Origin of the sequence: Serratia sp. CY33802 (assembly GCF_052169095.1) — a bacterium.
Lineage (GTDB): Bacteria > Pseudomonadota > Gammaproteobacteria > Enterobacterales > Enterobacteriaceae > Serratia > Serratia bockelmannii.
In genome coordinates this window covers 207123-229445 of sequence record NZ_JBJNLL010000007.1, presented here as the reverse complement: position 1 = coordinate 229445, position 22323 = coordinate 207123, and the positions used below count along the sequence as shown (strand labels likewise).

The 22323-nt window shown below is 60.6% G+C and carries 21 protein-coding genes; 5 read left to right on the top strand and 16 right to left on the bottom strand.

Annotated elements, in window-relative coordinates; all coding sequences use genetic code 11:
* Positions 1-104 precede the first annotated feature (104 nt).
* The 3 genes from epd to fbaA all read left to right on the top strand — a co-directional run bounded on the left by epd (position 105) and on the right by fbaA (position 3551).
* Positions 105-1121, top strand: coding sequence for an erythrose-4-phosphate dehydrogenase (gene epd, locus ACJ8HA_RS19850; RefSeq protein ID WP_004931582.1), 1017 nt, complete (start codon positions 105-107; stop codon positions 1119-1121).
* Between the two features lie 70 nt (positions 1122-1191).
* Positions 1192-2355 (top strand): phosphoglycerate kinase, encoded by a 1164-nt coding sequence (gene pgk, locus ACJ8HA_RS19845; protein WP_025160206.1) that lies wholly within the window; start codon positions 1192-1194, stop codon positions 2353-2355.
* A 116-nt stretch (positions 2356-2471) separates the two neighbouring features.
* Positions 2472-3551, top strand: a complete 1080-nt coding sequence (gene fbaA / locus ACJ8HA_RS19840; RefSeq protein WP_025304179.1) for a class II fructose-bisphosphate aldolase — start codon at positions 2472-2474, stop codon at positions 3549-3551.
* A gap of 55 nt (positions 3552-3606) precedes the next feature.
* Here fbaA and ACJ8HA_RS19835 read toward each other — a convergent pair whose 3' ends face one another.
* Complete coding sequence (locus ACJ8HA_RS19835; RefSeq protein ID WP_025304178.1) at positions 3607-4275, bottom strand: DUF1345 domain-containing protein; 669 nt, start codon at positions 4273-4275, stop codon at positions 3607-3609.
* Positions 4276-4480: 205 nt separating this feature from the next.
* Here ACJ8HA_RS19835 and mscS point away from each other — a divergent pair, with 205 nt between their 5' ends.
* Complete coding sequence (mscS, locus tag ACJ8HA_RS19830; protein ID WP_025304177.1) at positions 4481-5347, top strand: small-conductance mechanosensitive channel MscS; 867 nt, start codon at positions 4481-4483, stop codon at positions 5345-5347.
* A gap of 81 nt (positions 5348-5428) precedes the next feature.
* On the opposite strand, the gene ACJ8HA_RS19825 is transcribed toward mscS, so the two are convergent.
* From ACJ8HA_RS19825 to ACJ8HA_RS19815, 3 genes are all read right to left on the bottom strand, one after another.
* Positions 5429-6778, bottom strand: a complete 1350-nt coding sequence (locus tag ACJ8HA_RS19825; RefSeq protein WP_049206153.1) for an MFS transporter — start codon at positions 6776-6778, stop codon at positions 5429-5431.
* 187 nt (positions 6779-6965) lie between these two features.
* Positions 6966-7997 carry a methionine synthase gene (locus ACJ8HA_RS19820; protein ID WP_049206152.1) on the bottom strand — a complete coding sequence of 344 codons (1032 nt, stop codon included), beginning with the start codon at positions 7995-7997 and terminating at the stop codon, positions 6966-6968.
* 25 nt (positions 7998-8022) lie between these two features.
* Positions 8023-9000 carry a DUF1852 domain-containing protein gene (locus ACJ8HA_RS19815; protein ID WP_089181260.1) on the bottom strand — a complete coding sequence of 326 codons (978 nt, stop codon included), beginning with the start codon at positions 8998-9000 and terminating at the stop codon, positions 8023-8025.
* A gap of 317 nt (positions 9001-9317) precedes the next feature.
* Between ACJ8HA_RS19815 and ACJ8HA_RS19810 the strand changes: the two genes are divergently transcribed.
* Positions 9318-9857 (top strand): DUF2058 domain-containing protein, encoded by a 540-nt coding sequence (locus tag ACJ8HA_RS19810; RefSeq protein ID WP_033635867.1) that lies wholly within the window; start codon positions 9318-9320, stop codon positions 9855-9857.
* Between the two features lie 7 nt (positions 9858-9864).
* Here ACJ8HA_RS19810 and ACJ8HA_RS19805 read toward each other — a convergent pair whose 3' ends face one another.
* The 12 genes from ACJ8HA_RS19805 to ACJ8HA_RS19750 all read right to left on the bottom strand — a co-directional run bounded on the left by ACJ8HA_RS19805 (position 9865) and on the right by ACJ8HA_RS19750 (position 22175).
* A complete protein-coding gene (locus ACJ8HA_RS19805; RefSeq protein WP_049296200.1) occupies positions 9865-10563 on the bottom strand; it encodes an RluA family pseudouridine synthase in 699 nt (232 codons plus the stop codon).
* 142 nt (positions 10564-10705) lie between these two features.
* Positions 10706-11401: an L-ribulose-5-phosphate 4-epimerase gene (gene araD / locus ACJ8HA_RS19800; protein ID WP_043142679.1), complete on the bottom strand. Its 696-nt coding sequence runs from the start codon at positions 11399-11401 to the stop codon at positions 10706-10708.
* On the bottom strand, positions 11395-12255 hold the full coding sequence (locus tag ACJ8HA_RS19795) for an L-ribulose-5-phosphate 3-epimerase (protein ID WP_043142677.1): 861 nt from the start codon (positions 12253-12255) through the stop codon (positions 11395-11397). Before ACJ8HA_RS19795 ends, araD begins: the two co-directional genes overlap by 7 nt.
* Position 12256: 1 nt before the next feature.
* Positions 12257-12913, bottom strand: a complete 657-nt coding sequence (gene ulaD / locus ACJ8HA_RS19790) for a 3-keto-L-gulonate-6-phosphate decarboxylase UlaD (protein WP_025304169.1) — start codon at positions 12911-12913, stop codon at positions 12257-12259.
* Entirely contained in the window at positions 12910-14400 is a 1491-nt protein-coding gene (locus ACJ8HA_RS19785; protein ID WP_025304168.1) for an FGGY-family carbohydrate kinase, read from the bottom strand. Before ACJ8HA_RS19785 ends, ulaD begins: the two co-directional genes overlap by 4 nt.
* On the bottom strand, positions 14400-15695 hold the full coding sequence (locus tag ACJ8HA_RS19780) for an MFS transporter (RefSeq protein WP_025304167.1): 1296 nt from the start codon (positions 15693-15695) through the stop codon (positions 14400-14402). Before ACJ8HA_RS19780 ends, ACJ8HA_RS19785 begins: the two co-directional genes overlap by 1 nt.
* Positions 15696-15817: 122 nt before the next feature.
* Positions 15818-16291 carry a YhcH/YjgK/YiaL family protein gene (locus ACJ8HA_RS19775; protein WP_025304166.1) on the bottom strand — a complete coding sequence of 158 codons (474 nt, stop codon included), beginning with the start codon at positions 16289-16291 and terminating at the stop codon, positions 15818-15820.
* 13 nt (positions 16292-16304) lie between these two features.
* Entirely contained in the window at positions 16305-17303 is a 999-nt protein-coding gene (gene yiaK, locus ACJ8HA_RS19770; protein ID WP_025304165.1) for a 3-dehydro-L-gulonate 2-dehydrogenase, read from the bottom strand.
* A 256-nt stretch (positions 17304-17559) separates the two neighbouring features.
* Positions 17560-18435 (bottom strand): SMP-30/gluconolactonase/LRE family protein, encoded by an 876-nt coding sequence (locus tag ACJ8HA_RS19765; protein ID WP_169540599.1) that lies wholly within the window; start codon positions 18433-18435, stop codon positions 17560-17562.
* Positions 18432-19532, bottom strand: coding sequence for an ABC transporter substrate-binding protein (locus ACJ8HA_RS19760; RefSeq protein WP_442515461.1), 1101 nt, complete (start codon positions 19530-19532; stop codon positions 18432-18434). The genes ACJ8HA_RS19765 and ACJ8HA_RS19760 overlap by 4 nt, the downstream gene beginning before the upstream one ends.
* A gap of 14 nt (positions 19533-19546) precedes the next feature.
* Positions 19547-20629: an ABC transporter permease gene (locus ACJ8HA_RS19755; protein ID WP_016930014.1), complete on the bottom strand. Its 1083-nt coding sequence runs from the start codon at positions 20627-20629 to the stop codon at positions 19547-19549.
* Positions 20622-22175: a sugar ABC transporter ATP-binding protein gene (locus ACJ8HA_RS19750; RefSeq protein WP_025304161.1), complete on the bottom strand. Its 1554-nt coding sequence runs from the start codon at positions 22173-22175 to the stop codon at positions 20622-20624. The genes ACJ8HA_RS19755 and ACJ8HA_RS19750 overlap by 8 nt, the downstream gene beginning before the upstream one ends.
* Between the last annotated feature and the right edge of the window lie 148 nt (positions 22176-22323).

The following is a 22323-nucleotide window of genomic DNA, read 5'->3' as shown; positions in this document are numbered from 1 at the left end:
GGGCGGTACGATCCACTACTCTATGCGGGTTAGTGAGACAACCAGTCAGCGCCGGGCGGCGCCGGTGAATCACCCGGCGTGGACGGCCCTTTTTCAGGAGCAGCATGACCATCCGCATAGCGATAAACGGCTTTGGCCGCATCGGCCGCAGCGTATTGCGCGCACTGTACGAATCGGGACGACGGGCGGAAATCTCCGTGGTGGCGATCAACGAGCTGGCGAACGCCGAAGGCATGGCCCATCTGCTGAAGTACGATTCCAGCCACGGCCGCTTTGCGTGGGATGTGCGGCAAGAGTGCGACACGCTGAGCGTCGGAGACGACGCGATTCGCCTGTTGCACCAGCCGGCGGTGGAGCAGTTGCCCTGGGGCGAGCTGGGCGTCGACGTGGTGCTGGACTGCAGCGGCGTGTACGGCAGCCGGGCGGATGGCGAAGCCCATCTGGCGGCGGGGGCGAAGAAAGTGCTGTTCGCCCATCCGGGCGGCAACGATCTGGACGCCACCATCGTGTTTGGCGTCAACCATCAGACGCTGCTGGCGGAACACCGCATCGTGTCCAACGCCTCGTGCACCACCAACTGCATTATTCCGGTGATCAAGCTGCTGGACGACGCCTACAGCATCGAGTCCGGCACCGTGACCACCATTCACTCGGCGATGAACGATCAGCCGGTGATCGACGCGTATCACGCGGATTTGCGGCGCACCCGCGCGGCGAGCCAGTCGATCATTCCGGTCGATACCAAGCTGGCCGCGGGCATCACCCGCATCTTCCCGCAGTTTTGCGATCGCTTCGAGGCTATCTCGGTGCGCGTGCCGACCATCAACGTGACGGCTATCGATCTTAGCGTCAGTGTGAGCGCCGCGGTGAAGGTGGCGGAGGTCAACCAGCTGTTGCAAAAGGCCGCACGGGAATCATTTCGTGGTATAGTTGACTACACGGAATTACCATTGGTCTCGATCGATTTTAACCATGACCCGCACAGCGCTATCGTCGACGGTACGCAGACCCGGGTCAGCGGGCAGCACCTGATAAAGACCTTGGTCTGGTGCGACAATGAATGGGGCTTTGCCAATCGGATGTTGGATACAACACGGGCAATGGCCGCCAGCGGTTTCTAGTACGGCGGCGCCGGCGTGATGGGCGCGCTGCTCAGGCAATTTTATAGAGATTCAATAAAGAGGGTTCACCATGTCTGTAATTAAGATGACCGATCTGGATCTGGCGGGTAAACGCGTACTGATCCGCTCCGATCTGAACGTGCCGGTAAAAGACGGTAAAGTGACTTCCGACGCGCGTATCCGCGCTTCCCTGCCGACTATCGAAGCTGCGCTGAAGCAAGGCGCCCGCGTGATGGTAACCTCCCACCTGGGTCGTCCTACCGAAGGCGAGTACAACGAAGAATTCTCCCTGCTGCCTGTGGTCAACTACCTGAAAGATCATCTGAAATCCCCAGTGCGTCTGGCGAAGGATTATCTGGATGGCGTCGACGTCGCCGAAGGCGAACTGGTGGTGCTGGAAAACGTTCGCTTCAACAAGGGCGAGAAGAAAGACGACGAAACCCTGTCCAAGAAATACGCGGCGCTGTGCGACGTGTACGTGATGGACGCGTTCGGCACCGCGCACCGCGCGCAGGCTTCCACCCACGGCGTGGGCAAGTTCGCGCCTGTCGCCTGTGCCGGCCCGCTGCTGTCCGCCGAGCTGGAAGCGCTGGGCAAGGCCCTGGGCAACCCGGCCCGTCCGATGGTCGCCATCGTGGGCGGCTCTAAAGTCTCCACCAAACTGACCGTGCTGGATTCCCTGTCCAAAATCGCCGATCAGCTGATCGTCGGCGGCGGCATCGCCAACACCTTCGTGGCGGCGCAGGGCAACAACGTGGGCCAGTCCCTGTACGAACCGGATCTGATCCCGAACGCGCAGAAACTGCTGGAAACCTGCGACATCCCGGTTCCGACCGACGTGCGCGTGGCGACCGAGTTCTCTGAAACCGCGACCGCGACCGTGAAGCAGGCCAACGAGATCCAGGACAACGAGCAAATTCTGGATATGGGCGACGTCTCTGCCGAGCGTCTGGCCGTTATCCTGAAGAACGCCAAGACCATTCTGTGGAATGGCCCGGTTGGCGTATTCGAGTTCCCTAACTTCCGTAAGGGCACCGAAATTGTCGCCCGCGCGATCGCCGATAGCGACGCTTTCTCTATCGCTGGCGGCGGCGACACTCTGGCAGCCATCGATCTGTTCGGTATCGCTGACAAAATTTCCTACATCTCCACCGGCGGTGGCGCATTCCTGGAATTCGTTGAAGGGAAACCGCTGCCTGCAGTCGTGATGCTGGAAGAGCGCGCTAAGCAGTAATTCAGACAACGGGAGGCGAAAGCCGCCCGTTTGTTTTATACCGCGCGGCTCACGCTGCGCGGCGTGAAAACATCGATTTACATCCATCTACGGCCGACGAAACAGGACAAAGTAACATGTCTAAAATTTTTGATTTCGTAAAACCGGGTGTCATCACGGGTGATGACGTTCAGAAAGTCTTCGCAGTTGCTAAAGAGAACAACTTTGCGCTGCCAGCGGTAAACTGCGTGGGTACCGACTCCATCAACGCAGTGCTGGAAGCCGCGGCTAAAGTGCGCGCGCCGGTTATCGTTCAGTTCTCCAACGGCGGCGCCGCGTTCATCGCCGGCAAAGGCGTGAAGACCGATGTGCCTCAGGGTGCAGCGATTCTGGGCGCTATCTCTGGCGCACACCACGTTCACCAGATGGCTGAACACTACGGCGTGCCGGTGATCCTGCACACCGACCACTGCGCGAAGAAACTGCTGCCATGGCTGGACGGCCTGCTGGACGCCGGCGAGAAGCACTTCGCCGCTACCGGCAAACCGCTGTTCTCTTCCCACATGATCGATCTGTCTGAAGAATCTCTGGAAGAAAACATCGAGATCTGCAGCGCCTACCTGAAGCGCATGGCCAAAATCGGCATGACGTTGGAAATCGAACTGGGCTGCACCGGCGGTGAAGAAGATGGCGTGGACAACAGCCATATGGACGCTTCCGCACTGTACACCCAGCCGGAAGACGTGGCTTACGCGTACGAAAAACTGAACGCCATCAGCCCGCGCTTCACCATCGCAGCCTCCTTCGGTAACGTGCACGGCGTGTACAAGCCAGGCAACGTTAAGCTGACTCCGACCATCCTGCGTGATTCTCAGGACTACGTGTCCAAGAAATTCAACCTGCCGCACAACAGCCTGAACTTCGTGTTCCACGGCGGTTCCGGTTCTACCGACGCAGAGATCAAAGAGTCTGTGGGTTACGGCGTGATCAAAATGAACATCGACACCGACACCCAATGGGCGACCTGGGATGGCATCCTGCAGTACTACAAAGCGAACGAAGCTTACCTGCAGGGCCAACTGGGCAACCCGAAAGGCGCCGATCAGCCGAACAAGAAATACTATGATCCACGCGTATGGCTGCGCGCAGCGCAGACCAGCATGGTGACGCGTCTGGAGCAGGCTTTCAAAGATCTGAACGCGGTAGACGTTCTGTAATCTTCGGCACCTGTTGCACGTGCATAAGGCTCCCTGCGGGGAGCCTTTTTCGTTTTCAGCCCAGCAGGCCGGCACCGACGTTGATCGACAGGCCCAGGATCAGCATGTTGAACACGAACGAAATAACCGACTGCACGAGCGCGATTTTACGCACCTCCGCGGCGCCGACCGCCACGTCGGCCGTTTGCGACGCGACCGCGATGGTGAAGGAGAAGTAGGCAAAGTCCAGATAGGTCGGCTCGGTGAGATTGCCGGGAAACAGCAGCGGCAAGGGATCCTGCTGTGCGCCCTGACGGTAAAACTGATGGGCATAGTGCATGGTGAAGGCGGTCGGCAGCAGCAGCCAGGAGACTGCCAGCGTTGCGCCGGTTAACGCCAGATGTAGCGTTTTCAGCGAGTCGCTGGCCTGTTTGGCGCTGCTCAATTCGAACAGGATCGCCAGAATGCTCACCAGACAACCGAAACTGACCAGCGCCAACACCGTGCTGGCGCTTTCATCCTGTCGCCGAGCGATCTGGCGAATGTGCTGCGGTGTGCTGACCAGCATCAGCCGCCAGAGAAACAGCAGATAGAGCCAGGCCAGCGTATTCCAGCCGATCATCAGGCGCTGCAGCAACGAGAGCTGGGCGGGCAGCAGCAGAAAGCACAACAGCCCGGCACCGACGGAAAACAGCAGCCTGGGCCGCACTTGCCAATAGTGTTTGAGCGAAGAGCGAATGTGCATGAAGAACGGATCCCTAGTCGTGAAATAGCCAACGCGCTGTTTTCAGCATAGAAGACGCGGCGGGCGGTTTCGGCTATTTTTAACGCTGACGGTTGGCATGAGCCTTTAATGTTGGTTACCCTTAGGCGGTGGTTTCCTACTGGCTGCCGAGGCCAGTGTATTTTTGCGAGTTTCTCCCGTTAGGGACTGAGTTAGGACGACACGAATGAAAGATTTGAATGTAGTAGACGGCATCAACGGTGCCGGCAACTGGTTGGTGAAGAACCAGGATCTGTTGATCCAGTACGCGGTGAATATCGTCGCCGCCATCGTTATCCTGATCATCGGTTCGATCGTGGCCCGCGTGGTCGGCAATGCGCTGAACCGCGTGATGAAACTGCGCGGCATCGACGCCACGGTGGCAGACTTCCTGTCGGCGATCGTACGTTACGGCGTGCTGGCGTTCACCTTCATCGCGGTGCTGGGGCGCGTCGGCGTGCAGACCACCTCGGTGATCGCCGTGCTGGGTGCCGCCGGTTTGGCCGTCGGCCTGGCGCTGCAAGGCTCGCTGTCTAACTTCGCCGCCGGCGTGCTGCTGGTGATCTTCCGCCCGCTGCGCGTGGGTGAATATGTCGATCTGGGCGGCGTGGCCGGTACCGTCGATCAGGTGCAGATTTTCTCCACCACCCTGCGCACCGCAGACAACAAAACCATCGTGGTGCCGAACGGTAAAATCATCGCCGGCAACATCATCAACTACTCCCGCGAGCCGAACCGCCGTGTGGATATCGTGGTAGGCGTGGCCTACAACGCCGATATCGACGTGGTGAAGAAGGTGCTGGGCGATGTGATCGCCGCCGACAAGCGCATCATGCACGCTAAAGGCGTGACCGTGCGACTGAACGAGATGGCGCCATCTTCCCTGAACTTTGTGACCCGTTCCTGGACCACCAATGCGGAATACTGGAACGTGTACTTCGATCTGATGGAAAACTTCAAGCGCGCGCTGGATGCCCACAACATCGGCATTCCGTTCCCGCAAATGGACGTGCACCTGTATCGCACTGAAGACGCTTCCGCCAAGGCGGAATAACACAGAAGGGGGCCTTGGCCCCCTTTTTTACTGCAGGCCGAGACGCTACCGATGGCGTCTCGGCCTTTTCTTTTAGGGCGGTCAGATGTCCGCTGCCGGCTCCGTGAGCGGCACGCGGCGGCGCAGGCTGAGGCGATAAAGCAGGAAGATGGCGGCGGCGCCCAACAGCGCCGGCAGCGCCAGCCAGAGGAAGAACACCTCCGTCGAGCCGGCGGCGGTCATCATCCAGGCGCCGAGCATCGAGCCGACGATCGAACCAAAGCGGCCATTGGCCATGGCCCAACTGACGCCGGTCACGCGGGCTGCGGTCGGGTAAAGGGTGGCGGAAACCAGGTTCAGGCCGTTCTGCGCGCCGGCCACGCCGAAGCCGATAAGGAACACGACGGCGGCCAGCGTGTAGACGTCGCCCATCAGATACCCGGTGGCGCCAATCACCAGCGCGGCACCCAGGTAGGAGACGGCCAGCACGCGGTAGGGCCCGACCCGATCCATCAGCAGCGCCATCAGAATGGCGCCCAGGGTGCCGCCGAGCGGCACCATCGCGCCGATGCGCGAGGCGTGGGCGATATCGAAACCGGCGTCTTTGAGTATCGTCGGCAACCAGCTGGTGAGCAGGTAGAACACGAACAGCGAACAGAAGAACGCCGCCCACAGCAGCAGGGTGCGCACGGCGCGCCCTTCGATAAACAGATGCGAGATCGGTGATTTGATCTGCGCCGGACGCTCGTCATCGACAATCGTCACACCGGCCCAACGCTGGCCGGTGATACGCTCGACCACCCGGCGCAGCCGATCGGCATGTTTGGCGCTGGCGGCCATAAAGCGTACTGATTCGGGCATCTGCCAGGCCAACAGCGGCAGCAGCGCCAACGGCGCGATGCCACCGACCAGCAGCAGGCCGCGCCAGCCGAACGCCGGGATGATCTGCCCGGCCAGCAGGCCGCCCAGGGCTAACCCAGCGGTAAAGCCGCTCCAGCTCAAGGTGACCATCAGCATGCGGCGGCGCGCCGGTGAGTACTCCGAGCTGAGGGTGATGCAAGTTGGTATTGCGCCCCCGAGGCCAATGCCGGTGATGAAGCGCAGCAGGGTCAGGGATTCGATCGAATGCGTATAGGCCGAAGCCAGGGTGCAGCCGCCAAACACCAGCACCGCGACGAGCAGCACGCGTTTGCGGCCGAAGGCGTCGGCGATCGGCCCGAACAGCAGGCTGCCGATCAGCAGGCCGAACAGCCCCGCACCGAAGGCGGGAGAGAGCTGAGCGGGCAGCAGATCCCACTCTTCGCGCAGCGCCGGGGCGATATAGCCGATGATGGCGGTATCGAAACCGTCCAGCAGGGCAATGAGGAAACACAGGGTGAGGATCAGGATTTGGTAGGGGGAGATCCTGGCGCGATCGATGATTTCGCTGATGCGAGCGGTATTTGGGCTCATGGTTATTCCACTGTTATTCGGCTGGTGTGGGCTGGCTGAGGGCTGTTCAGGCCAGGCCTGAACCAAAACCGCTGTGGCTGGCATCGCGTAGAAATCCGAGTATACACCAGAGCGGGGACGTTGCGGGGAGGGGGAATTGATGATAATCGCCCGCCACAGGAGGTGTCTGTGGCGGGCGCTGGCAAGGTTATTTGGCTAACAGCTCTCGGCGCACGATCTCGGCACCTGCGCTTAACGCATTCAGCTTGCCGCGGGCGACCTGACGGGGCAGGGGGGCCATGCCGCAGTTGGTCGACGGATAGAGCTTGTCGGCATCGACAAACTGCAGCGCTTTGCGCAGCGTAGCGGCCACTTCTTCTGGCGTCTCAATGGCATGATTCGCTACGTCGATGGCGCCGACCATCACCTTTTTGCCGCGGATCAGTTCAAGCAGGTCCATCGGCACGTGCGAGTTATGGCACTCCAGGGAGATGATATCGATGTTGGACGTTTGCAGTTTCGGAAACGCCTCTTCATATTGCCGCCATTCCGAGCCCAGCGTCTTTTTCCAGTCGGTATTGGCTTTAATCCCATATCCATAGCAGATATGTACGGCGGTTTCACACTTAAGCCCTTCAATGGCTCTTTCCAGGGCGGCAATGCCCCAGTCATTCACCTCGTCAAAGAACACGTTAAATGCGGGCTCATCAAACTGAATAATGTCGACGCCGGCGGCCTCGAGCTCTTTAGCTTCCTGATTGAGGATCTTGGCGAACTCCCAGGCCAATTTCTCGCGGCTTTTATAGTGGTTGTCATAAAGCGTGTCGATCATGGTCATCGGCCCCGGCAGGGCCCATTTAATCGGCTGCTTGGTCAGCTGGCGTAAAAATTTGGCGTCTTCAACGAAAACGGGTTTTTGGCGCGAGACCGCCCCCACAACGGTTGGCACGCTCGCCTCGTAGCGATTGCGGATTTTAACCACTTCGCGTTTCTCGAAATCGACGCCGCTGAGGTGTTCGATAAACGTCGTGACGAAGTGCTGGCGCGTTTGCTCGCCATCGCTGACGATATCGATGCCGGCCTGTTGTTGCTCTGCCAGCGACAAACGCAAGGCGTCCTGTTTCCCTTCGATTAATTCTTCATTCTGCAATTTCCAAGGCGACCACAGGGTTTCCGGTTGGGCCAGCCAGACAGGTTTGGGCAAGCTGCCGGCGGTCGACGTAGGGAGCAATATTTTCATAATAGATGACCTGTATTTGAGTGAATCAAAGCGCGTAGTGAGCAGACCATTGCTCAAGAAGAGGTTTGTAGGGTTTGATAAATTGCTCTTCCGTAAATTTCCCCTGCTCAATCGCTAACTGGCTACGCTCTTCGCGATCGTAAACAATCTTGGTTAATGAATGATCCTGGTTATTCAGGCTTGGCTGATAGCATTGCCCCGCCGCCGAGTTGGCATTGTAAATTTCAGGCCGATAAATTTTCTGGAAGGTCTCCATCGTGCTGATGGTGCCGATCAGTTCCAGATCGGTGTAATCGCTCAGCAAATCCCCGGGGAAATAAAACGCCAGGGGCGCGACGCTATTTTTCGGCATGAAGTAGCGCACCTGCAGGCCCATTTTTTTAAAATACCGGTCGGTCAGCGAAGCGCCGTCTTGCCGATACTCGTCGCCCAACACCGGGTGTTGATTGCCCGTCCGATGGTAGGTGTCTTTGCTGGACACGCTGAGGCAGATCACCGGCGGTTTGCTGAAATTTTCATGGTATTCGTTTGAATTGACGAAGTGCTTAAAGATATTGCCGTGCAAATCGCCGAAATCATCCGGAATGGTAAATTCCGCCGTGTTTTTATTGTGCGCCGGCAGCAAGACGCTAAAGTCGTAGTCGCGCACGTAAGAGGAGAAATTGTTCCCAACGATGCCCTCGATACGCTTTTGCGTTTTTTTATCAATGATGTTGGTTTTCAGGATTTCGATCACCGGGAAGCTGGCACCCCGATCTTCAACGCGCATCTCAACCGAGATGATTTCAAGCTCGACCGAATAGCGATCGGCCTTGGGGTTATCCCAATGCGCCAACGTATTGAAGCGGTTGTTAATCATCACCAGCGTATTGCGCAGGTTCTCCCGGCGGTTTTCCCCTCTGGCCAAATTGGCGAAGTTGGTGGTGATACGCGTACTTTCAGAAGGGTTATAATCTTCATCGAAAGAACTGCTCTTAATCGTAAAGGTAAAGTCTCTATTCATCGTCTTATAGCATCCTGTTATATGGTATGATGGCTGGATTTATCCATTTTTTTCAATGGGTTGTTTTTCTCTTTTTTTCATTCAGCCGATTTCATATTGTCTGTCGTTAATGAGGTCTATTTTTGCCAGAGTCCCGCAGGGAGTGAAAGAGACTTAATTTCATTACCACATGAGCGCTATTCATGATCTGGCGTTCGGGTCGGTTTATCGCCGTTGCCCTGCAGCGCAAACCGCCAACGTACCGGGCCGGCAACCTGGTGCAGCCTGAAAAATTACGGGTATAATCCCCCCATGATCCCACGGCTTCAGACACGAACATGACAAAACTCACCTTACAAGAGCAGATGCTCAAAGCGGGCTTGGTAACCAGCAAGAAAATGGCCAAAGTCCAAAGAACGGCTAAAAAATCACGCGTTCAGGCCCGTGAGGCCAGAGAGGCGGTGGAAGAGAATAAAAAGGCGCAGCTTGAGCGCGATAAGCAGTTGAACGAGCAGCAAAAGCAAGCCGCGCTGTCCAAAGAATACAAGGCGCAGGTGAAGCAACTGATCGAGATGAACCGCATCGTTCTGGCGAAAGGTGATATTGGTTTCAACTTCACCGACGGCAACCTGATCAAGAAAATCCTGGTGGATAAGGCGACGCAGACTCAGCTGATCAATGGCCGCCTCGCCATTGCCCGCTTGGTGGTCGAGAACCGGGAAGAGTGTGAATACGCGATTATCCCCGCGAGCGTCGCCGATAAAATCGCGCAGCGCGATGCGGCCAGCATTGTGCTGCACAGTGCGCTGAGTCAGGAAGAGCAGGATGAAGACGATCCGTACGCCGACTTTAAAGTGCCCGACGATTTGATGTGGTAAGCCGCGTTCAGAACGGCGCGGCGTGACGAGCGGCGATCCGCTCTCCGCTGATGGGGTGCACAAAGTCCAGCTCGCTGGCGTGCAGCATCAGCCGCGGCGTCTGTTCGGTACCCGGCAGCAGGCGCCCGCCGTACAGATCGCAGCCTAAAATAGGGTGGCCCAACTGCCGGCTGTGAATACGCAGCTGGTGGGTGCGCCCGGTCTCCGGGGTGAGCTGCACCCGCGTCAGCGGCAGCGAGATCCCGCCTTCCGTTTCACGATAAAAACGCTCGACGACCCGATAGCGGGAGCGGGCGGGCTTGCCGTGAAGGGCGCAAATCGACATCAGCGGGAACAGCGCCGGATCTTTGGCGATCGCCGCGTCTACGACCCCTTCGTTATCCGCCAGATGGCCGCACAGCAGCGCGCTGTACACTTTGCTGACGGTGCGCTCGCTGAACTGCCGGCAGAGCGCGGCGTTGGCGGCCTTGTTGCGGGCCACCACCATCAACCCGGACGTGCCGAAATCCAGGCGGTGCACCAGGGCGCAGCCGGGGAAGATCTGTACCAGCCGGTGGTGTACCGAATCGAGATTCTGCGGATTCTTGCCCGAGAGGCTGAGCAGCCCGGCCGGCTTATTGATCAGCGCCAGATGATCGTCCTGATAGAGGATCTCTATTGGGTCATGGCATGGCGGGGCGATAAAGGTATCGGTGATCGTAGACATCGGGCGGCCGGCTGGTGGGTGGGGGCGGATGATAGCGAATTTCGCGTCGATGAGCGAATGCGGTTTTCGTTACACTGCGGCTCATGCCCGTTGGCACCCGATGCGGCAAAGCATCGGGTGCCACGGTTAAGTCCCCGGCGCTCTACTGCCCGTAGTAGGCGTTTTGGCCGTGTTTGCGCAGGTAGTGTTTGTCCAACAGCTCGCGCTGCATGCTGTGAATGCCCGGCGTCAGCTGGCGCGAGAAAATGCCCATGTAGGCGATCTCTTCCAGCACCACCGCATTATGCACCGCGTTGTGGGCGTCTTTGCCCCAGGCGAAGGGGCCGTGGGCATTGACCAGTACCGCCGGGATCGCGTTGGGATTGATATCGCGCCGGCGGAAGGTTTCGATAATCACGTTGCCGGTTTCCAGTTCGTAATCGTGCTCAATTTCATCCTGGGTCATCAGGCGAGTGCAGGGGATAGCGCCATAAAAATAGTCGGCGTGGGTGGTTCCCCAGGCGGGGATGTCCAGCCCGGCCTGCGCCCAGATGGTGGCGTGGCGCGAATGGGTGTGGACGATGCCGCCGATATCGGCAAATTCGCGGTACAGCGCCAGATGGGTGGCGGTGTCCGACGACGGTTTTTTTGCCCCCTCGACGGTGCGGCCGCTGGCCAGATCGACCACCACCATATCCTCCGCCGTCATATGCTCGTATTCAACGCCGGAAGGCTTGATCACCACCAGACCGCGTTCGCGATCCACCGCGCTGACGTTGCCCCAGGTAAAGGTCACCAGCTTATGGCGCGGCAGATCGAGATTGGCCTCCAGCACCTGTTGTTTTAACTGAGTCAGCATGTCATGCCCCCTTGTTGCATTTTCTGTTCGATCCAGCGGCGGGCCTGAACGATCTCGGCCACCGGCTCCTCGGCTTTTTCGGTCCACATCTCAATCAGGAATGCGCCGCGGTAATTGAGGCGCTGCAGCGTGCGAAACACCTCGACGAAGTCGACGCAGCCTTCGCCAAACGGCACGTCGCGGAATTGCCCCGGCGAAGTGGCGGTGACCGGGTAGGTGTCTTTCAGGTGAATGGCGGCGATGCGATCGATGCCCAGCTCCAGCTCGCGCGGCACGTCATTGCCCCAGGCGCTGAGGTTGCCGACGTCTGGATACACCGAGAACCACGGCGAGGCCAGCAGGGCGTCCCAGGCTTTCCATTTAGCGATCGAGTTCATAAAGGCGGTGTCCATAATTTCCACCGCCAGCATCACCTGGGCGGCGGCGGCACGGTCTACTGCCCACTGCATGCCTTCGCTAAAGCGCGCCAGCGTCCCCTCGTCCTGCTCTTCGTAATACACGTCGTAGCCGGCCAGCTGGATCGTCCGGATACCGACATCTTTGGCCAGCTGAATGGCCTGTTCCATCACGTCGAAGGCGCGCTGTCGCAGCGCCGGATCGTGGCTGCCAAACGGAAAGCGCCGGTGGCCGGAGAGGCACATCGACGGAATGCGGATGCCGGTTTCCAGCATGGCGTCCACCAGCGCCAGGCGCTGCGCCTTGCTCCAGCTCAGGCGCGCCAGACGTTCATCGCTTTCGTCCACCGACATTTCGACGAAGTCGAAGCCGCAGGCCTTGGCCAGCGCCAGGCGTTCGGGCCAGCTCAGGTGTTTCGGCAGCGCTTTCTCGTAAATTCCCAACGGGTGCTGACGCATATCATGATCTCCAGATGTCATCGATGGCGGTGCGGAACTGCCTGGCGGCGGCCGGCGGATCGCCGGCCTCGGCCAGCGCGCGGCCGGCGATAAAGGCGGTGACGGCGATTTCTTTAAACAGCGGCAGGTCGGCGGGCGTGATGCCGCCGGTCACCGACAGCTCGATGCCCAGATCGGACAGCGCCTTCATCCGATCCAGATCCTGCCGGCCCCAGGTTTGCCCGCTGGCCTGCGCGTCGCGGCCGCGGTGATAGATCGCCTGACGAATGCCGAGGCCGCGCCATTGCCGCGCATCCTCCAATGTCCAGCGGCCGAACAGTTCGATCTGGATTTCACCGCCGTGACGCTCGGCGACCTCCCGCGCGCTGGCCATGGTGGCCAACGGCGCGGCGCAGATCACCGTCATCCAGTCCGCGCCCTGGCCGAAGGCCTGATCGGCCAGTGTCGCACCGGCGTCGGCCACCTTGAGATCGGCCACCAGCGTGTGCTGCGGACAGCGCTCACGCAGCGCGCTAACCGCCTGAATACCGGCGCTGATGCACAAAATGGTACCGGCCTCGATGATGTCCACATGGGGGCTGAGGGTCTCGGCGGTGCGCAGCGCCGTATCCAAACGGGTTTGATCGAGCGCCAGCTGCAGGCGCGGTTTCGTGCTCATGGGGCCTCCTTGTTGGCGGGCTGCAGATGTTGCAATGCAGCAATCAGCGCCTGATAACGTTGGTGTTTGTGGTCGTAAGCTTCGGCGGCGGCCGCATCAGGCAGCAGCCGCTCGATACGCGGCGCCAGCCGGTGCTGGGCGGCGGTGAAATCGTTGAAGACGCCGCTGCCGACCATGGCCGCCATCGCCGCGCCCAGACAGCCGGTTTCTTCCACCTGCGGCAGCTCAACCGGCAGACCGCTGACGTCGGCGAACATTTGCATCCAGGGGCGGGATTTGGCGGGGCCGCCGGTCACGCGCAGCGCCTGCGCCTCAGGGAAACGCCGGCGCATGCGGTTAAGGTGTGTCATGTGGCAGAACACCACGCCTTCGTAGATCGCCTGCACCAGGTGCTCGCGCTGGTGGAAGGCCTGCAGGCCGTAGAAGCTGGCGCTCAGCCCCAGGCCGGCGTTGGAGCCATACAGGAAAGGGGCGAACAGCAGATCGCCGGCGGCTTTCGGCAGGGCGGCAACCCAGCGGTTAAGCTGGTCGTAGTCCTGCAGCCCCCATTGGTGACAGAACCATTCCAGGTTGGCGGCGGAAGTGGGGCTGGCTTCGTGCACGATGTATTGGCCGTTTTCGGCGTGGCGGCCATAGACAAAGGGATGATCGAAACCCTCGATGATGGTGTCGGTGATGCCGCTGGTGACCGACCAGGTCCCCATCACCGCGTTGAGCCGGGTTTCGTCCTGCAGGCCGGCGCACAACGCGGTGGACACCACGTCGAACAACCCGCCGACCACCGGAGTGCCGGTTTGCAGGCCGGTGATGGCCGCGGCGTTTGCCTCGACGCGCCCGGCGATATCGGCCGAACCGACGATCGTCGGCAGGGCGGGCATGATGTCGCCGATGCCCAGCAGCTGCGCCAGCGCCGGGTCATAGCGTCCGCTGCGCATCTGATACAGGTTGGATTCGGAGATATTGGTTTCTTCGCAGGCCAGCTCGCCGGTCAGGCAATAGCGCAGGTAGTCGTGCGCCATCAGCACGCTGCCGATGCGGGCGTAACGTTCCGGCTGATGCCGCTTCAGCCAGCGCAGCAGCGAGACCGGGTGCCCGGTCCACAGCGTTTGGCGCGTTTGCGGATACAGCGCCTGCGGCACGCCCTGCCGTTGCCATTCCTGCACCAGCGCCAGCGCGCGCTGATCGGAGGAGAGCATGGCGTTGCCCAGCGGCTGCCCCTGCTTATCCAGCAGAAACGCCCCCTTACCCTGCGCCGAGATGCCGATGGCCTGGATGGCGCCGGCAGCGACGCCGCTGGCGGACAGCACTTCACGGATCACGTCGGCGGCGGTGCGCCACAGCGATGCCATATCGCGCTCGGCCCAGCCGGGCTGCGGCGCGACGATCGCCAGATTGCGCCGCGCAACGCCGTGTTCATGGCCGCTGCGGTCGTATAATCCCGCCTTGATGAAGGTGCCGCCGCAGTCGAGCCCCAGCCAATATTCCATCATTCGCTCCTCGCGCTGTGGTCGCATTTATTGGGCAGCATCAACGCCAGCACGGAGGCGATCGCCAACGAGGCCGCCAGGCTGTAGACGCCGACATCCTTGTTGAACAGGCTGATCAGGACGCCGACCATATACGGGCCGCAAAAGCCGCCGAGGTTGCCCAGCGCATTGATCACGCCACGTGCGCCGCCGGCCACTTCGGCGTTGAACAATTTGGGCGGGATGGTCCAGAACACCCCGGCCGCCGCCTGAATGAATACGCCGCAGCCGACCAGCGCAGCGTAAGACCACCAGATGTGATCCTTCAGCAGCACCGACAGCGCCATGCAGGCGGCAAAGCAGGCCAGCGGCAGGGCGACGAAGACTTTGCGCTTACCGGTGCGATCGGAGAGGGTGGAGATGATCAGCATGCCGAAGATGGCGCCGATATAGGGCAAGATAGCCAGCAGGCCCACTTGCTCCATATCGCCGTGGGTCAGCCCTTTCAAAATGGTCGGCAGCCACAGGGTGTAACCGTAGATACCGGTCTGGTAGAAGAAATTCACCAGGATCAGCTGCCACATGATCCGGTCGCCCAGCACCCGGCGCAGCGAGGCGTTGCGCACCGTTTTTCCTTTGATCAGCAGCTGTTCGTCGTGCAGGGTCTTCACCAGATACTCTTTCTCCGCCTGCGAGATCCATTTGGCTTCCTGCGGCCGGTTGCTGATGGTGAAGTACCACAGCGCCATGACTACCAGCGACAGAGCGCCCTCCACCAGAAACAGCATGCGCCAGTCCCAGGCGGTGATGATCCAACCCGACAGCGGGGCGGTGAGAATGCCGGCGATCGGCACGAACATGATGACGATGGCGTTGGCGCGGCCGCGCTCCTTATCCGGGAACCAGTTGCTGATCATGGTCAGCACCACCGGCAGCATGCCGCCTTCGGAAACGCCGAGGGCGAAGCGCAGGAACAGCAGCTGGTACTGGTTGGTGACCAGCCCGGTCAGCACCGAGATCACCGCCCAGGCCAACAGTGACCAGCCGATGAATTTCTTGCCGTTGCCGTATACCGCCAGCTTGCCGCCGGGCACCTGCAGAAACAGGTAACCGATAAAGAAGATGCCGCCGGCCAGCCCGGCCATCGAGGCGGTGATGCCGAGTTCGTCATCCATGCCGCCGGGCATGGCGAAGGCGATGTTGACCCGATCCATGTAAGAAATGATGCAGGTGATGAGGATCGGCGGCACGATCCTCAGCCAGCGGAGCTTGGGAATAGCCTGGCTTTGGCTGACGGAAACGGAGGCTGTATTCATAAGGACCTCTTTCGATGTTCACTTTTTTGTAGGGTCGGGCGTTATTGTTTTGCTTAATTTGGGCGCAAGGGCGCCCGCACAGGCCTCATGGACCGGTGTTGTTATCGTTACGGGTGCTGCGTCTATCGGGCGCTAAACGACGCCAGCGGTATCTTCACCACCACCTTGCGTATCGCGCAGGGGCGTTGGTTAATGCAGGCCGGGCGATGCACGTCCTGCGGAAAAAATACCGCGAAATTGCCGGGCCGCATCGTGAGCCAGGATTCGTCGGCCACGTCCTGATAAAACAGGATGTCGCGCTGCGCCAGCAGCTCCTGATGAATGACGTTGTCGCCGTTGTCCGCCGCTACGCCGATAAGCTCGGTACCGCTGACCAGAAACTGCACGTCGACGTTTTGCCGGTGGACTTCCGGGCGTAGCGCATCCGGTGGTTGGGTATGCAGATCCAGCACTTGCACCACGTAGCCGGTGGCGGGATCTTCATAGCGCCCTGCGGGCAATACGCTGAAATCGGTGCGCTGCAAATAGGCGACGGCGTTGGCGACCGGCGTCGGGTACTGCTCGGGCGCGGTGTTGGCGATGTGGCCGAATATCATGATGATCCTCCCGTTACAGCGCCTGAATGCGCGCCCAGACTCGTTCGTCAACCGGAATGCCGTCGCGCAGGTTTTCTTCCAGAATGCGCGGGAACTTGTGGCCCGGCAGGCGAATGGCGACGTCGGGGTTGTCCCGTTCGGCGCTGGTGACGTAATCCATGATGCGCTGCAGTTTTTGATCGCGGCTGTCGCCGTCGATCAACCGGTCTATCTCAATTGCGATGAACACCTGCGAGACGCCGTATTCGTCGCGGTGATCTTCCGTCACTTCCGCCACCGAGGCGCCGCCGGACAGCAGGGTGGCGATCATGTCCAGCACGATCGACAGTGCCGATCCCTTCCAATACCCCATCGGCAAAATGCGCCGGTTCTCTTCGATGGTGGCCGGATCGCGGGTCAGGCGGCCGTCGTTGTCGAAGCCGCCGTCCACCGGCAGGGTTTTGCCCGCCAGCCGGTTCAGCTCCAGCGCGCCGTAGGAAAACATCGACATCGACATGTCCACCATGGTGATCGGGTTGCCGGGCACGGCGACGATCAGCGGGTTGGTGCCGATACGGCACGTTTTGGCGCCCCACGGTGGCATCACGGCGATCGAGTTGGTCCAGCAAATGCCGATATAGCCTTTCTCCGCCGCCTGCCAGCCGTAACCGCCGCCGCGCATCCAATGGTTGGCGTTGCGTAGCGCCACCAGGCCGATGCCATGCTCGTCGGCTAACTGCATGGCGCGATCCATCATGCGGCGGGCGGTAAGGTTGCCGATGCCCTGGTGCGCATCCCATTGCTCGATCGCCCCCAGAGACAACAGTTTGCTGGGTTCGGCGTCCGGCACGATATCGCCGGCGTCCAGCTGCTGAATAAAGCGCGGAAAGCGGTTAACGCCGTGGGAGTAAACGCCGCTGGCGGTGGTGTCGGCGAACATGCCGGCGCAGTCGTCGGCGAGATGTTCCGCCACGCCGCGCGCCAGCAGCACGCGTTTGAATTGCTGTTTTAACTCGCTGTAACTCACTCTCATGCCGGTTCTCCGCCTGTGCGAATCGTCTGTTTTTGGTTCGCTAAATTTCAATATGCGAAATTGCATTTCAAATAAATGCTATCCCGGCGATTCAGGGAAGTCAAAGCAAGGGGGAGTAAAATTATTCATGAAAAACATGACGTTAAAATTGAGTGGTGATTTTGTGATCGCCGCCACGTTTTGGTGGAGATGGCGTGCTTCAGACGTGACAAAGCAGGGCGGATCAAAACCCACCCTGCGTCTTGCGAGACCCCGGTTAACCGCGGGTGTTCAGCACCATGCGGTAGAGCGAGGTGGTGGCGGTGATATAGAGTTCATCGCCGTTCGGGCCGCCGAAGGTACAATTGGAGACGCGTTCCGGCACGCTGATTTTGTCGATCTGTCGCCCCTCTGGATCGAAGACCAGCACGCCGTCGGCGCAGCTGCAAAACAGATTGCCGGCCCGATCGACGCAGAAGCCGTCCGGGAACCCGGGTTCCACGGTTGCAAAACGGCGGCCTGCTTCCAGCTCGCGACCGTTGACCGCATAGACGCGCAGCTCGCGGCGGCCCAGCGTCGGAAAATCCACGATCGACATGTCCGCCACGTACAGCCATTTTTCATCCGGTGAAAACGCCAGGCCGTTCGGGCGCTGCAGGTCGCAGGCGGCGATGGTCAGCGAACCGTCGCGCGGATCGAAGCTGTAGAGATAGCAGCCGATCACCTGGCTTTCTGATTTGTAACCCTCTTCGTCGCCGATGATGCCGTAGGGCGGATCGGTGAACCACAGGGTGCCGTCGGAACGCACCGCCACGTCGTTCGGCGAGTTAAAGCGCTTGCCGTCGACGCGGTCGATCAACAGGCGCACCTCGCCATCGCTTTCGGTGCGGCTGATGCCGCGCCGCCCGTGTTCACAGCTGACCACGCGGCCCTCGCCGTCGCGCGCATTGCCGTTGGCATAGTGCGACGGCGAGCGGTATAGGCTCAGCTCACCCCGGCGCGACCAGCGGAACATGCGATTGCCTTTCACGTCGCTGAACACCACCGCATCCTCCTGCGGCAGCCAGACCGGCCCTTCGGCCCAAATCGCCGGTGAGCACAAGCGCTCGAGCTGAGCGTGCGTGCGCAATGAATGCCGAATGCCGCCGTTCACTTCACGCCCCAGATCGCTTTGTAGTGGCCCTGATAATCGTTTTGCGGGTCATACAGGTTATTGGCGCCGCCGTCGGCGGCGATATTGTCGCGGGTGACCAGATGCGCCGGGGTCACGTAGCCGGAAGGCGGCTGCTTGGCGAAGGCGCGGTTGAATTCGTCCAGCAGTTGCCAACCGTGCAGCTTCATGGGTTCCGGCACCGTCGCCGACTGGCTGTCGCCCGAGCGGATACGCTGGTAAGCGGAGATTGAACCGTCGCCGGCCGACACGTTGTAAGGTGCGTTCTTGCCGCCTTTGCCGGCGGTCTTCAGCGCCGGCGCCATAAAGTCGAAGTACAGATCGTTGATTGCCAGCGCATATTGGAATTTGTCGCCGTACTTCTGCAGCAGGCTGAAGGTCATCGCCGGCATGCGGTTGGCGGTATCTGCCAGCGGCGTGTCGATGAATTCCAGCAGCGTACAGCCGCTGCATTTGGCGATCTCTTCTTTCATGACGTTGGCCTTGTCCAAGGCGATTTGGTACAGCGAGTCGGTGAAGATCAACACGCTCGCCTTGCCGCCGGACTGCACCACCGCGTATTGCGCGGCGATGCGCGCCACTTCGTTGGAATCCGACGTGACGTTATAGAACACATTGTATTTGGCGATGGGGCCCGGTTCCGGCACCGCATGCCAGGCGGTCAGCACGATGCCCTGCTGTACGGCCTTTTTCAGCGGGATCTTGGCGACGTTAGGGTTCCAGCCGCCGATCACGATGCCGTCCGGCTTTTGGGCGATGGCCTGATTGAGCGATGCCAGCTGATCTTTCACCGAGCCGCCGCCGTCGAGCGTTTCCAGCTTCCAGCCGGCGGCTTTCGCCGCTTCGCTCAGCCCCTGTTGCACCCCTTGCACGCCGCCGTTCTTCATGTCGGAGGCGATAAAAATGATCTTCTTGTTGGCCTGCAACTGCGGGCCGCTGGTGGGGCCGTCCCACTGGGTGGCGCTGGCGGTAGCCTTCGCCACGGCGGCGGTGGCCTGATCGAGATAGGCGTCGGCCCAGACCGGCGATGCGGCGAGCAAGAATGTGGTGAACCCCGGTAACAGCCAAATGCGTTTCATAGTGTGCTCCTGGTTTAAGGGTGAGTCGCTGTCTGATTGTTGTTGTCAGCCGGCGTCGCCTGGCTGCGTTGTACCGCTTTCTGATTGAGCAGCCGGCGGCGTTGGGCATAGCCGGCCAGAGTGATCGACAGCAACAGCGTCGCGCCGTTGAACAGCGGCTCGACCCAGAATTCGCCGCCGAACTGCTGGATGCCGGCGATGCCGATAGCCAGAATGGCGATGCCGACCACGGTGCCCCAGACGTTGACGCGCCCTGGGCGAATGGTGGTGCTGCCGAGGAAGGCGCCGACCAGCGCTGGCAGCAGATAGTCCATGCCGACGCTGGCCTGGCCGACGCCCTGTTCGGCGGCGATCAACACACCGCTGAAACCGGTGAGCACGCTGGAGGCGATGAAGGCGCCGATGGTAAAGCGGTTGACCGAAATGCCGTTCAGGCGCGCGGCCGCCGGGTTGCCGCCCACCGCATACATGCAGCGGCCGAGCGGGGTGTGTTCGGTGATGAGCCACAGCACTACCGCGACGATCAGCACGTAAAATGCCACGATCGGAATGCCGGCGATCTCGGTGTGGTGCAGCGCGATGAAGGCATCCGGCAAGTCGCCGACGATCTGCCGCCCGCCGGAGTGCCACAGGGCAATGGCGTACAGTACGGTGCCGGAGCCGAGGGTGGCGACGAAGCTGTCGATATCGGCCAGCGCCACCAGAATGCCGTTCAGCAACCCGTACAGCGCCGAGATCGCCAGCACCGTCAGCACCGCCATCTGCCAGGAGAAGCCGTATTCCACCTGCAGCGTGATCGCCAGAATGTGCCACAGCACAATGCCGAAACCGACGTTAAGATCGATCTTGCCCACGATCATCGGGATGGTCGCCGCCAGCGCCAACAGGGCGATTTTGGCCTTGCTCGACAAGATAGCCTGAAGCGTCAGCATTGATGCGAAGGAGGGGGTGAGCAGTGAGAACAGCACGACCAGCGCGATGCACAGCAGCAGCAGGCCATAGCGGGTGAGAACCTGCATCAGCCACGGGCCGGCGCCGTCCTGCGCCAGGCTGACGCGCTGCTCCAGTGCGGTTGATTTAACGGATGTTTTAGACATGGCCTACCTCGGATTCTGACGTGATTGCGACGTTTTCCCCGGTGCTGGCAGAGGCCAGCTCCAATAAATTGGCGAATGACACCTGCTGATTTTTCAGCTCGCCGACCACTTTCCCGCGGTTGAATACCAGTGCGCGGTTGCAAATATGGGCGATCTCCTCGAAATCGTTGGAGATAACCAGCACTGCCACGCCTTCCGCCAGGGATTTATTCAGCAGATGGTAGATTTCCGCGCGCGCGCCGACGTCCACGCCGGCGGTGGGATCTTCTAGGATCAGCAGCGGCGCCCCCAGATGCATCCAGCGCGCCATCACCACCTTTTGCTGGTTGCCGCCGGATAGCGCGCTGATATCGATATTGACGTCCTTGGGGCGTACGTCGAACAGCTGCACCTTCCACCAACTGGCGCCGATCTCCGCTCGCCGCCCGTAGCGGGAGAGCAGCCGGTGGCCGCTGGCGCAGGGGTTGATAAACAGGTTTTCACGCACGCTCATCGACATCACCAGGCTTTCGCCGGTGCGATCGCCCGCCACCAGCGAAACGCCGCAGGCCATCGCCTGCTGCGGGGTGCTCGCCTGATAGGGCCGATCGCGAAATCGAATCGCGCCGCCGTCGGCCTGGCGCAACCCGAACAGCAGCCGGCCAATCTCTTCTTGCCCGGCCCCGCGCAGGCCGGCCAGCGCCAGCATCTCGCCCGGCTGCAAGTCGAAGCTCACCGGGCCGATGTCGCCCACCGTGACGCTATCGAGCTGCAGCACCGGCGGACGATGTTCCGGCAGCGGTTCGCGCTGATCGTCCGCCATCGCTTCGCCGACGATGGTTTGCACCAGATCGCGCAGCGAGTAGTCGGCGGTGCGACCGCCGGCGACATAGCGCCCGTCGCGCATCACGCAGATCCGATCGGCGATTTCGATCACTTCGTCCAGACGGTGGGTGACATAAATCATGCCGACCTTTTTGGCGCGCAGCCGGTTGATCACGGCGAACAGATGACGCACGTCGTTGGCGGGCAGGGAGGCGGTCGGTTCATCCAGCACCAGCAGCTCGGCGTTGACCGCCACCGCGCGAGCGATCGCCAGCAGCGATTTTTCGGTGCGCGACAGTTCGAAGACGCGCGCATCGGGATCGAGCGCGATGCCGACGTCTTGCAGCGCCTGCGCCGCCCGGCGGCGAATGGCGCGCCAGTCGATCAGCCCAAAGCGGCGGGGAAACCCCATCACCAGCGCCATGTTCTCCGCCACCGTCATCCATTCGATCAGGCCGAGATCCTGATGAATAAAGGCGATCGGCTGGCGGCTGGTGCTTTTTATCGCGGCGGCGGAGGCGATGCTTGCGCCCTGAAAGCGAATATCGCCGCCGTCGCGCGGGTAGACGCCCGCCAGCACTTTGATCAGCGTCGATTTGCCGGCGCCATTTTCGCCCAGCAACGCCAGAACTTCGCCCGGCATCACCTGCAGGCTGACGTCGTTGACCGCCACGTTGCCGCCAAATCGTTTGACGATGTGGCTGAGGGTAAGGATGGGTTGTGCCGCATTATCCATAGTCATGTGATGCGCCCCTGGTGTCGTGCCCGTGCGAAGATGTCGGGCAAATTAGCCAAACTGCTGGTGAGTATCTGGTCTTTAAATTTCAATATGCGAAATTCAATTTCAAAAATAATATGACGTTCGTTGCGCTAAATCAAAGGCGGTGAGG